Origin of the sequence: Bacteroides mucinivorans (assembly GCF_034654355.2) — a bacterium.
Lineage (GTDB): Bacteria > Bacteroidota > Bacteroidia > Bacteroidales > Bacteroidaceae > Bacteroides > Bacteroides nordii.
On the sequence record NZ_CP178179.1, the window covers coordinates 3,106,394 to 3,119,650 of the forward strand.

Genomic DNA, 13,257 nt, shown 5'->3' on the forward strand with positions numbered 1-13,257 from the left:
AGATAGAAGAGCGATATGAAAATAACTATTGTTGCCGGGGCCCGCCCTAACTTTATGAAAATAGCGCCTATCACACGTGCCATTGATGCTGCACGGGCGCAAGGTAGAAGAATCTCTTACCGGTTGGTATACACCGGAAGACGCGATGATACCAGTTTGGACGCTTCTTTATTTGCCGACCTCCATATGAGGCAACCGGATGTTTTTCTGGGAGTTAGTGATAGCAATGCCACTCAATTAGCTTCGGGCATTATGGTTGCTTTCGACAAGGAACTGACAGAGAATCCCGCACATATCGTTCTTGTGGTCGATGATCTTACAGCTACAATGAGCTGTGCCATCGTTGCCAAGAAACAGGGAACTAAAGTAGCGCATCTTGTAGCCGGTACCCGCTCATTTGACATGAACATGCCCAAAGAAGTAAACCGGATGATCACTGACGGGCTATCCGATTATCTGTTTACGGCAGGCATGGTAGCAAACCGCAATCTAAACCAGACCGGAACGGAGGAAGCCAATGTATATTATGTAGGAAATATTCTTATTGATAACATCCGCTATAATCGTAATCACTTTATTCGTCCGCTTTGGCTTTCCGTACTCGGTGTAGAAGAAGGAGATTATCTTCTGCTCACCCTCAACAGACGGGTATTGCTGAACAAAAAGGAGAACCTGCGCCGACTGATGGAAACAATTATAGAGAAAGCGGCCGGCACGCCAATTGTTGCCCCAGTGCATACCTATGTACGTGATGCAATCAAAGAGCTGAGTATCTCTGCTCCCAACCTTCATATCATGCCTCCGCAAAGTTATCTTTCTTTCGGGTATCTGATGAATAAGGCAAAAGGTATTATCACAGACTCTGGCAATCTGGCTGAGGAATCCACATTCCTGGGAGTTCCCTGTATCACACTGAACAACTACTCGGAACATCCGGAAACATGGCGTATCGGAACCAATGAGCTGGTAGGTGAAGATCCCGCCGCACTGGGCAAAGCAATGGATACACTGATGAAGGGAGAATGGAAACACGGCGGACTGCCCGAACGCTGGGACGGACGGACAGCCGACAGGATTGTGCAAATATTATTGTCTTGATTTCTTTTCAGAAAGAAAGGTACAGAGATACCCCAACTTATAAAAAGCAAAAAGATTCAATGAAGGATGCTGGCTGGTAAGATTGCTTACCAGCCTTTTTTCATTATGCTTGAATAAGAAAACGACGACAGGCACCATTTGCAGACGTTTTACAGTAGTATACCATCGTAACAACTTTACATGCGAATGCATCTGGTCAATGTGTCCGTCAAGATTACGGACCGCCCTGCGTATTTTCATAAGAAACTGTTCACTGTTTTCTTCCACCAGATGATATACCGCATTGTCTATATGCAATATTTCTACTCCCGCTTGCTCCAATTGCATTCCGAACAATGTATCTTCGTATCCCAAATGGAATGATTCATCAAAACAGACCTTCAGAAAAGCATCTCTACATATCATGAAATTCATGCTGATAAAGCGGTTATAAGGCTCCCGATTTCTTTGTTCAGCACTCTGCTCTTCAACAGCCATTCCATATTTATAACGTAATATGGCATTGGCGGGAATATTTTTACGCGGATAAACGAATCCACCACAAACCACCAGACCGGGACGAGCCACCTTAAGATACTCAGCAATGAAAAAGTCGGATACTGGCATGACGTCCGAGTCTAGAAACAACAGATAAGGATATTGTGCCTCCGAAGCCAGATAATTACGAATACGGGCAGGGCCCTGATTTTCTTCCTTTTGCAGATAGCGGCAACCTTGCCATTCTGCTATTTTCCGGTTCTGTTGACGAATGTCTTCACAGGAGGCATCATCAGCCAGCAAAATCTCAAAAGGGATTTGCAAAGCAACTGCCTGACTATGTACTTTCTCTATTAACGGCAGACAGACAGCATTGTACGTAGGTATCAATATAGAAATCATTATCAATCACAATTATAGGAGACAAAAGTAATACAAAAAAGGTTATTAAGAACTACGTTTTCAAGAGTAATTTGTTAACTTTGCCACCTCATGTTGAAGTATATGAAGCTACTATATAAAAAACTTATCCTTTTATTTCTGCTCGTATTTGCTGCGTCACAGTCTTTTGCGCAGCTAAAGGGGGTTATTACAGACTCAATCACACACGAGCCACTGATGTATATTTCTGTTTACTATGAAGGGAAAGGCGTTGGCGGAGTGTCCAATGCCAATGGTGAATATCAGATAGAGACCCGTAAAAACTGGAACGAAGTAACCTTCTCATCCATTGGTTACCGTACTAAAGTTATCAAACTGACTCCCGGGCAGAAAGTATTGGATGTACAAATGGTACCGGACGATGTAATGTTGTCCGAGGTCGTTGTAAAACCAAAGAAAGAGAAGTACTCAAAGAAAAATAATCCGGCTGTAGACTTCATGCGAAAAGTAATAGAGCATAAGAAGGCTCAAAAGCTGGAGGTAAACGACTACTATCAATATGATCAGTACGAGAAGATGAAGATGTCTCTCAACGATATCACTCCCGAAAAGCTGGAGAAAGGCATCTACAAGAAATACTCTTTCCTAAAAGATCAGATTGAAGTATCGGAAACTACTAACAGCCTGATTCTTCCCATATCTATTCAGGAGACATCCTCACAAACTGTATTCCGTAAAAGTCCGGAAAGTAAGAAGACAATTATCAAAGGAATGAATTCCAATGGTATCAATGAATTCTTCTCAACAGGAGATATGCTTGGAACCGTACTACAGGATGTATTTACCAATGTTAATATCTATGATGACGATATCCGCCTGTTGCAAAGGCGTTTCACTAGTCCTATTGCCAAAGAGGGACTGAATTTCTATAAATACTATCTGATGGATACGCTGACGGTAGAACGGGATACCTGTGTACACCTCACGTTTGTGCCCCAAAACTCGCAGGACTTCGGTTTTACGGGGCATTTGTATGTGTTGAAGGATTCAACATATGCCGTCAAAAAGTGTGTTATGAACCTGCCCAAGAAAACAGGCGTTAACTTTGTCAATCAACTGGACATTGTGCAACAATACGAACAGTTACCCAACGGAAACTGGGTCTTAATGGATGACGATATGCTGGTAGACCTTTCTCTGGTAAAGTCAATGGGTGGGCTACAGGTACAGCGAACAACGAAATACAGCAATTATAAGTTCGATCCTATTGAACAAAGGCTTTTCCGCCTGAAAGGTTCGGTAATCAAAGAGGCCGATATGCTGTCAAAGAGCGACGAATACTGGGCGGAAGTTCGCCAGGTGCCGCTCACCAAAACAGAAAGCAGCATGGATGTGTTCATGAACCGGATAGAACAGATTCCGGGATTCAAGTACATCATTTTCGGAGCCAAAGCATTGATTGAAAACTTCGTGGAAACTACCGGCCCTAAGAAGCCCAGTAAAGTCGATATCGGGCCTATTAATACGATGATATCCAATAACTATGTAGACGGCTTACGCTTACGACTGAGCGCCATGACCACTGCCAATCTCAATCCGCACTGGTTCCTGAGCGGTTATGGAGCTTATGGTTTCAAAGATCATCGCTGGAAGTATAATGGGACACTGACCTATTCGTTCAATAAACGCGATTATGTAGTCTGGGAGTTCCCAAAACATTTCATCTCTGCCACTTACAGTTACGACGTTATGTCTCCAATGGATAAATTCTTGTTTACGGATAAAGACAACGTGTTCGTGTCGTTCAAGACTACAACCGTAGACCAAATGTCGTATATGCGTGATGTTGCTATTAACTATGAACTGGAAACCCCGACAGGTTTTGGTGTAAAAAGCATGCTCCGTCATCGTAATGATGAACCGACAGGTAATCTGAAATACTGGGCGAACAACAGTAGCGCAGACAAGATGCCATTACCCAATGAAAAACCAATTCACGACATTACCACTGCCGAAGCAAGTGTAACCTTACGATATGCGCCGGGAGAAGCTTTTGTAAATTCCAAGCAACGCCGTATCCCGGTGTCACTGGATGCTCCTATCTTTACCCTGACCCATACGGCCGGTTTCAAAGGAGTATTGGGTGGCGAATATAACTTTAACCGTACCGAAGCAAGTATCTGGAAACGTGTATGGCTCCCTTCGTCCTGGGGTAAAGTAGATATCAGCCTCAAAGGGGGAGCCGAATGGAATACGGTTCCCTTCCCATTGTTGATATTGCCAGAAGCCAATCTTTCGTACATTACACAGCGCGAAACATTCTGTCTTATCAACAACATGGAATTCCTGAATGACCGTTTCGCCTCCCTTTCATTGTCGTATGACATGAACGGAAAGCTATTCAACCGCATCCCCTTATTGAAGAAGCTAAAGTGGAGAGAAATGATCCGCTTCCGCACCTTATGGGGTACACTGACAGATAAGAACAATCCCTTCAAAAGTAACAACCCCGACCTCTTCCTTTTCCCGATGCGCGACGGACAGTACACAAGTCATGTGATGGACCCTAAAATACCATATATGGAAGCAAGTATAGGTGTTTACAACATTTTTAAGCTGTTACATGTTGAATATGTACACCGCCTGACATATCGTGATAATCCGGGTATCAACAAATGGGGAATACGGTTCATGGTATTAATGGTATTTTAAATAGTGATTAACGGAGTAGTGATAAGTGATTAGCTCCATGCGGATATAGCGTAGCCCACTTATCACTAATCATTTATCACTTATCACTAAATCACTTATCACTAACAATATGCAACCATTAGCAGAACGACTTCGGCCAAAGACACTGGATGACTATATAGGTCAGAAACATTTAGTAGGACCTGGTGCTATCCTGCGCAAGATGATTGATGCAGGACGAATCTCCTCTTTTATCCTCTGGGGACCTCCCGGAGTGGGGAAAACAACGTTAGCGCAGATCATCGCCAACAAGCTGGAAACTCCGTTTTATACATTGAGTGCAGTTACTTCGGGGGTAAAGGATGTACGCGAAGTGATAGACCGTGCCAAGAGTAACCGTTTCTTTTCGCAGGGAAGCCCGATACTTTTCATTGATGAAATACACCGTTTCAGCAAGTCTCAGCAAGATTCACTGTTAGGGGCTGTAGAGCACGGAACGGTTACACTCATCGGTGCTACCACGGAGAATCCCTCTTTTGAAGTGATTCGCCCCCTCCTCTCCCGCTGCCAGCTTTATGTACTGAAGTCTCTCGAAAAAGAAGACTTACTGGAGTTGTTGCAACGTGCCATTACCACAGATACGATACTGAAAGAGCGCCGTATCGAACTAAAAGAGACCAACGCCATGCTCCGTTTCTCGGGAGGCGATGCCCGTAAGTTACTGAACATACTGGAACTGGTAGTAGAATCCGAAACAGAAGAAACTGTCATCATCACCGACGAGATAGTAACCGAACGCCTGCAACAGAACCCGCTTGCTTATGACAAAGACGGAGAGATGCATTATGATATTATCTCTGCCTTTATCAAGTCTATCCGCGGTAGTGACCCCGATGGCGCTATCTACTGGCTGGCACGCATGGTAGAAGGTGGCGAAGATCCTGCTTTCATAGCCCGCCGCCTTGTTATTTCGGCAGCCGAAGATATCGGACTTGCCAACCCCAATGCTTTACTTATAGCCAATGCCTGCTTTGACGCACTGATGAAATTAGGCTGGCCCGAAGGTAGAATCCCATTAGCAGAAGCCACCATCTATCTGGCTACAAGCCCGAAGAGTAACTCTGCATATAGTGCCATTAATGATGCTCTTGCCATGGTACGCGAAACCGGCAATTTACCCGTTCCGCTCCACCTGCGCAATGCACCAACCAAACTGATGAAACAGTTGGGGTACGGACAAGAATACAAATATGCCCATAGCTACGAAGGTAACTTCGTGAAGCAGCAATTCCTGCCGGACGAGTTGAAAGATCGCCGTATCTGGCAACCGCAACACAATGCTGCCGAACAAAAGCATGCCGAACGAATGCAGCAGTTGTGGGGTGACAGATATAAAGAAGGAAAATAATCATTAAAACAAAAGAATATGAAAATTGTAGTATTAGACGGTTATGCCGCCAATCCCGGCGATTTATGCTGGGAAGGCCTGAAGGCACTGGGCGAATGCACGATTTACGATCGCACTGCTCCCGAAAAAGTATTGGAACGTGCTACCGGTGCAGAAGCCATTCTGACCAATAAAGTAGTGATTACCGCAGAACATATAGCAGCCCTGCCCCAATTGAAGTACATCGGAGTACTGGCTACCGGATATAATATCATAGACATTGATGCTGCCCGTGCACGCGGAATCATAGTTACCAACATCCCCGCATACAGTACACCTTCTGTGGGACAAATGGTATTTGCACATATCCTGAACATCACTCAACAGGTGCAACACCACTCCGAAGAGGTTCATAAAGGACACTGGACCAACAGCCCTGACTTCTGCTTCTGGGATACTCCGCTCATTGAATTGCTTGGAAAGAAAATCGGCCTTATCGGTCTGGGACAAACCGGATACAATACAGCCCGTATTGCCATCGGTTTCGGTATGAAGGTATGGGCATACACTTCTAAATCGCGTCTGCAACTACCACCGGAAATCAAAAAGATGGAACTTGACCAGATTTTCCGCGAGTGCGATATAGTGAGTCTGCACTGCCCGCTAACTGAGCAGACACGTGAATTGGTAAATGCACGTAGACTGGCACTGATGAAACCCACAGCCATACTTATTAATACCGGACGCGGCCCGTTGGTAAACGAACAAGACCTTGCCGATGCCCTCAATGAGAAAAAGATTTATGCAGCCGGCGTAGATGTACTTTCTACTGAACCGCCTCGTGCAGATAATCCGTTATTGACGGCACGCAACTGCTATATTACCCCACACATTGCCTGGGCTACCACCGCTGCCCGCGAACGGTTAATGGGAATTATGCTGGAAAACCTGAAAGCTTATATGGCAGGTAAACCAGTAAATAACGTAGCAAAATAATAGAGAACTGTTCTTTTTACTGACACACTCTTTTTAAAAAAGAGACGAAGTAGAGAGAAAACAGAGAACATTGCATCATAAAAAATAGAAAAAGGGGCGTTATACACCTGGAAAAGGTGGATATAATACTGGAATAATCACCGTTTCATGCCATGAAAAGTTCAGTTTTCTTGTGTGCAAAAAGTTTCTCGGCTCCGGGGAGGCACTTCCCCGGCTCCGAGGAGGGAACGGCTCGGCTCCGGGGAGCAATAGGTTCGGCTCCGGGGAACAAAAAAAAGGGTTATCCGATTCTACTTCTCTCTCACTGAGAGAATATCTCCTGATAGCATAATAAAGCCGAAAAACAAGAAGGAAGAACCTTTGGAAAATAAAACAGGATGAATGACGTTCCATTAGTCATTCATCCTGTTGTTTTATTATCAAACTGCAAAAAGCTTAACGTTCTACAGTCCATTCTTTTCTATCCAGCATACAATGAGTAGGAAATAGAGTACTCCTTGACTTATAGAAATACAATTTGATAGTTGTTTAATTGACAGTTGACAATTGACAGTGGACAGTGGACAATTGACAGTGGACAGTGGGCTGCGTTATGACAGTACACTCCTCCTACCCTGAAGGACATCCTTCTCAGAAAGGAATGGATTGTGCGGCCACGCTGCATAGTAACTGTCAATTGTCAATTGTCCACTGTCAATTGAATAACTGTCCACTCAATAAGCGTGCCCCCCTTCATCCATCTCCTCAGCATCTATCTTCTTCTTATCAATGCTACGCCATGCATAGAAAATATAAGCAATAACGAAAGGCACGAGAATAGATACATATGCCATTGTCTTCAGGGTAAACTGGCTGGAGCAACTGTTACTCAACGTTAGTGAACTCTGGATATCAGTGAATGACGGATAGTAAGCAGTATTATTATATCCGGCTATAAGTAACAGGGCAAGCACTGTCAGTATCGTACCACCACCGGCAAACCAGATTCCTTTATCAAATGTCTTTTTCAGAAGGGTACGCAGAATACCGAATAATACCAGTACCACACCGATCAGGAAAGTAACCAGTACCGCAGGCATCGCCAGGAAGTTATTCAGATACTTATACGGTTCCATATAAATCTCTTTAGTATCCGGATTTACAGCATATCCATCAGCCAATAGTGTACGAATAACGAAAGCCAGGAAAAAAACAAGGAAAAGCCCTGCATTGGCGTAAAGCGCCCGACGACATTTAGTAATCAATGCATCATCTGCAATATTATTAATAAAATAAAGCAATCCTAAAACACGCGCCAGAAAGAACACTGCCAACCCCAGAACAACATTCCATGGATTAAGTAAGGCATCCAGTCCGTGCCAGCCGTTGCCCCACTGACTGATAATGGGCATCATTATATTGCCCATATTCGCTTTATTGATATAGAAATCAGAACCGGTAAAGAAAGTAGCCACAGCCCCACCAAGCAGCAACGGCCCTACTACCCCATTGATCACTAAAAACGTCTGATATGTCTTTTTGCCCAACAGGTTACCTGCTTTACTCTGAAACTCATAACTGACAGCTTGCAGCACAAAGCTGAATAAAATAATCATCCACAGCCAGTATGCACCACCAAAGCTTGTGCTATAAAACAAAGGAAAAGAGGCAAAGAAAGCTCCGCCAAACGTTACCAGGGTAGTAAAAGTGAACTCCCACTTGCGCCCGGTAGAATTAACCATCATTTTACGGTGTTCTTCTGTCTTTCCCAGACAGAAAAGCAACGAATTTCCACCCTGCACAAACAGCAGGAATACGAGTATAGCCCCTAATAAAGAGACTATCAGCCACCAATAATGTTGTAGGAATATATATGTACTCATAATTTAAAGGAGTTAGAAGTTAGTAATTAGTAGCCAGAATCCTTTTCAGAAACCTGAGGTCCTTTCTTTATCTCACGCAACATGATACCGATCTCTGCAATCAGCATGACGGTGAACAACACTACAAAGATAAAGAACGTGGCTTGCACAGAACCAACATCCAGTTTGGAAATAGCCACTGAGGTAGGCATCATATCACGTATCGCCCAAGGCTGACGACCACATTCTGCTACTACCCATCCCGCTTGTCCGGCAATATAGCCCAACGGAATAGTCCACAAAGCGATGTATTGCATCCAGCGCATCTTCGACAAGTCTTTCTTATAAACAAAGAAGAGAACCAGCATAAAGAACAGGATAAAATACCCGCCAAGCATTACCATCACGCGGAACGCATAAAAGTTTAACGGAACATTGGGTACTAACTCGTTCACATCCTTGATATATCCATAGCCAAAATACGGAACATTCTCTTTTAATACCGAATAGGCAATCTGTGCATCGGCTTCATTGCCTGCCGCCTTTGCCGCTTTATAGGCATCCAGTGCAGCAATCGCCGTTCGTCCACGTTCCATCTTTTCGGCAGCAGAAAGGGCTATCGTACCATCCTTCTGCATATACCCTCCTTCAATAATATTATTGATACCGGGGACAAAAGCATTCATCTCGCGTTCCGCCAGCAAAGAAAGCAGTTTGGGTACTTCAATACGGAAGAGAAAAGGTTTCACCCCATCATCATAGGTCTTCTTCTCAGGGTTCAGCATACCGATAGCCACCAGTCCGGCACCCTCCTGCCCTTCATAATAACCTTCTACAGCAGCCAGTTTCATGGGTTGCGTTTGTGCAATCTGATAGCCGGAACCATCGCCCGTCCACAAAGCAAGCAAAGAAGCCGTCAAACCAAAGATTGCTCCGATCTTAATACTCGACATGGCAAACTTCGTATTCCGCTTCTTTAAAAGATACCAGCAACTGACACCTACCACAAAGATAGCACCTAATACCCATCCACTCAGCACCGTATGAAAGAATTTATTGACTGCCACAGGCGAAAGGGCCACTGCCCAAAAGTCCACCATCTCATTACGAACACTATCCGGATTGAACTCCATCCCTACCGGATGCTGCATCCAAGCATTGGCAACTAAAATCCACCAGGCAGAGATTGTCGCTCCTAATCCGGTGAGCCAGGTAGAAGCAAGATGGAATCGTTTGCTTACTTTATCCCATCCAAAGAACATTACAGCAATAAACGTAGCTTCCATAAAAAAGGCCAGAATACCTTCAATGGCAAGCGGTGCTCCAAAGATATCTCCTACAAACCAGGAATAATTACTCCAGTTGGTTCCAAACTCAAATTCGAGAATTAACCCGGTAGCAACACCGACGGCAAAGTTAATACCGAATAGTTTCATCCAGAACTTAGCTGTGTGCTTCCAGAATTCAAACCCTGTCTTGTAATACAGTGTTTCCATGATAGCCATTACAACCGCAAGCCCAAGGGTGAGCGGAACAAAGATCCAATGGTACATGGCTGTCATCGCAAATTGGGCTCTCGACCAATCAATCAATGAGGTGTCAATACTTTCAATCATATTATTTTGTAGTTAGTTGTTATTAGCTCAAAGTAGTAAAAATGGAGAGAAAGAGAGTAGAATCACTCTTCCGGCGGAATAGCCCGCCGAATCAGTTCTTCACCCACGTATTCGCTTTTTTCTTCATCCGAAGACAGATGTCCCAAGAAATTTGGAAAGAAAAATATTCTAAGAATAAAAAACATGATAAACAACTTCACGAGAATGATAAGCCACAAAGTACGACCTAAGGTCATGCTACGAAAGCCCTCAAGATAGAAGTTCCAGATATTCAGGAGTGTATTCTTCATAAACAAAACACGTAGTTAATGATAGCAAACGCTAAAGTACGTTATATATGAAGAATAACAAACAAAAGGAAGAAAAAGTTTAAAAATAGTGAGCAGTGATAAGTGAGTAGTGATTAATGATTAGTGGCTGCGCTATTATGCCGCATGGCACTAATCACTCATCACTACTCACTAATCACTCATTTTTAATACTCTTCACCGGATTCTCATTCGCCACATTCCATGCACGAAAGACAACGGTGCATATAATCAGTGCCAATACAAAGAGTGCTACCCCGATATATGTACAAATACCCAATTGTACGGAGTCACTGAACTGCTCCAGCCATTTGTTACTGATAAGATGAGCAAGCAGTGTACCGATGATTACAGCCGGCAATGCAGTCCACAGGATATTTTCTGAAAGTAATCGTAAAATCCCCGAAGCTTCTGCCCCATTCACTTTACGAATGGCAATCTCTTTACTGCGGTAACGAACTTCGTCATTGGTATAGCCAATCAATCCCATTAATGCTATCAGGAAAATAGAGATGGAAGCCAAGACAACTGCATTCCGAAAACGACGGACATCTGTATATTGTTCCTCCAACATCTGGGGTAATGACAAGAACACAACATCATCGGTAGGAAAGGCTTCTGCCATCTGTCGGTTGAGATCTGCAAGATTTTGCTCGAAAGGCTCTTTCAGACGAAGGTAATTAAAACCGGGATTCTGGCTGGTCATTAATAATATAGGTTCTTGGGGATGATAAGCACTTCTTATGGCATAATCTCCTACAACACCCACTACAAGAAAGTCTCTCCGTCCGTAATGAATCCTCTTCCCTATAGGACTATCCGTCCAGCGTGCCTGCCGTACGAATTCTTCATTCACCAGTATTTCACCTTCAACCGCAATATTCTTTCCTTCCAGAATAGGAATGCCCATCATAGGTACAAAATCCACGCCGATCCAATCTACACGGGCATCTACCATTCTACTCTCACCCACATCAAAAGTATCGCCACTATAACCGTAACAAATCATTTGTGCAGCTGCCGCATAGTCTTCTACCATCGGGAGGTTCTTAAAAAAGCTTTTTGCATTCCCCTCTTCATTTCCAAACTGATGCCAACACATGACTACCCGGTCAGGGTTATATCCCAAATCTTTATTCATTACCGTTTGATACTGTCCAAGTACTATAATAAGGAAACCAAAGATAAACGTCATTCCCATAAACTGGATGAAAAGCAACGGGCGTTTCCATGCGGTTCTCCGTTCGGTATAACGATGGAATACCTGTGTCACAGGAATAGAAGAGAACAATCCTGCGGGCATAATACCAGCCAGTAAAAGTACAGCAAGCACCACCAGAACCGGTACCCATAACGTACGCCATGCAAAGAGTGATACCAAACGGGCAGCTGTAGTTTCTTCAACAAAATCCCGGAACTGGAACATGAGCAATACTGTTAACAGGATAGCAAGCAAAACAATCAGAACAGTCTCTGTGAAAAACATCCGGAATACGGCACCTCCGGTAGCCCCGCTACACTTATGTACTCCTACAGCTTTGGCACGCCTCGCCAGAGAGGCAACCGATATTAATACATAGTTGAATGCAGCTATCAGCAAAATCACAATGGCAAGAACAGACATAACAAGCACCATTGTCCTCACCGTAGGATTGGTAGAGTGGAGATCGGACAAAGGACGGAAAGAACATTCCCAACGATTATTTTCCCTCTTGTTAAAGTTCGGCATATACTTCTTCAACATATCAGGCAGACGGGCTTCTACCGTTTTCATACCGACCTCATCACGGAAACGGATAATAGCCATATAACTAATATCATATCCCCAACCTGCACGGTTGTCTCTCCACAGAGAAGCCATAGGCATTACTACATCAAAAGAGATATCTGTGTTCTCCTTCAAGTCTTCAAACACTCCGCGAACCATCATGGGTTGTTTACGATCCTGATACAGATTCTTGCCTATGACGGAAGATAATTCACCATCCATCGCTCCTATCTTCTTTGCCAAAGTATGCGAGATAAAAATAACATCCGGAGACACCAGGTCCTCCGGTTTACCTGCCAATACCTTCAAGCCCAATGTAGCAAACAGGTTTTCATCTCCATATGTCATATATTCCTGCAACCTGGTATCTCCATTATACAATACTACCTCCCCCCAGTCACGCAAGATCGTAGCATTCTCTACTTCTTTTGGGAAATTCTCTTTCAACGCAGCAGAAAGCGGGCCAAAAGTATAAGAGAATGCTTTCCCTTCTACTCCATTCTGGATATTAGTCATATAAGTAAGATACAACTGTTCCGGCTGGCGAAAGAAGTTATGAAAACTCAACTGAAAAGCAACACTGGCAAAAAGCAGAATACCAACGAATAACCCCAGGGTAAGAGAGATTATCTTAATAAGATTGGAACCTCTCCCACGAATAAGGGTCTGTATCGTGTAATAAAGTTGTCGCATG

Annotated in this window: 9 protein-coding genes; 4 read left to right on the top strand and 5 right to left on the bottom strand. The window is 43.8% G+C overall.

Features of this window, described 5'->3' with window-relative positions:
* Nucleotides 1–15 precede the first annotated feature (15 nt).
* Entirely contained in the window at nt 16–1,098 is a 1,083-nt protein-coding gene (locus VCM39_RS11780; RefSeq protein WP_025867273.1) for a UDP-N-acetyl glucosamine 2-epimerase, read from the top strand.
* Here the strand turns inward: VCM39_RS11780 and VCM39_RS11785 are convergent.
* Nucleotides 1,087–1,977, bottom strand: coding sequence for a glycosyltransferase family 2 protein (locus VCM39_RS11785; protein WP_322932628.1), 891 nt, complete (start codon nt 1,975–1,977; stop codon nt 1,087–1,089). The two genes, VCM39_RS11780 and VCM39_RS11785, sit on opposite strands and share 12 nt — an antisense overlap.
* 102 nt (nt 1,978–2,079) lie before the next feature.
* Between VCM39_RS11785 and VCM39_RS11790 the strand changes: the two genes are divergently transcribed.
* From VCM39_RS11790 to VCM39_RS11800, 3 genes are all read left to right on the top strand, one after another.
* Nucleotides 2,080–4,668: a DUF5686 and carboxypeptidase-like regulatory domain-containing protein gene (locus VCM39_RS11790; RefSeq protein ID WP_322932627.1), complete on the top strand. Its 2,589-nt coding sequence runs from the start codon at nt 2,080–2,082 to the stop codon at nt 4,666–4,668.
* 109 nt (nt 4,669–4,777) lie between these two features.
* Nucleotides 4,778–6,055 (top strand): replication-associated recombination protein A, encoded by a 1,278-nt coding sequence (locus VCM39_RS11795; protein WP_002560608.1) that lies wholly within the window; start codon nt 4,778–4,780, stop codon nt 6,053–6,055.
* An 18-nt stretch (nt 6,056–6,073) separates the two neighbouring features.
* Nucleotides 6,074–7,030 (top strand): D-2-hydroxyacid dehydrogenase, encoded by a 957-nt coding sequence (locus VCM39_RS11800; protein ID WP_322932626.1) that lies wholly within the window; start codon nt 6,074–6,076, stop codon nt 7,028–7,030.
* 713 nt (nt 7,031–7,743) lie between these two features.
* On the opposite strand, the gene cydB is transcribed toward VCM39_RS11800, so the two are convergent.
* The 4 genes from cydB to VCM39_RS11820 form a co-directional block, all read right to left on the bottom strand.
* Nucleotides 7,744–8,892 carry a cytochrome d ubiquinol oxidase subunit II gene (gene cydB / locus VCM39_RS11805; protein WP_002560610.1) on the bottom strand — a complete coding sequence of 383 codons (1,149 nt, stop codon included), beginning with the start codon at nt 8,890–8,892 and terminating at the stop codon, nt 7,744–7,746.
* Nucleotides 8,893–8,918: 26 nt separating this feature from the next.
* The gene (locus VCM39_RS11810) at nt 8,919–10,487 is read right to left on the bottom strand and encodes a cytochrome ubiquinol oxidase subunit I (RefSeq protein WP_195349668.1); all 1,569 of its coding nucleotides are present in this window, start codon (nt 10,485–10,487) and stop codon (nt 8,919–8,921) included.
* Between the two features lie 62 nt (nt 10,488–10,549).
* Nucleotides 10,550–10,777 (bottom strand): DUF4492 domain-containing protein, encoded by a 228-nt coding sequence (locus VCM39_RS11815; RefSeq protein WP_002560612.1) that lies wholly within the window; start codon nt 10,775–10,777, stop codon nt 10,550–10,552.
* A gap of 175 nt (nt 10,778–10,952) precedes the next feature.
* Nucleotides 10,953–13,256, bottom strand: a complete 2,304-nt coding sequence (locus tag VCM39_RS11820) for an ABC transporter permease (RefSeq protein WP_322932625.1) — start codon at nt 13,254–13,256, stop codon at nt 10,953–10,955.
* Nucleotide 13,257: the final 1 nt, after the last annotated feature.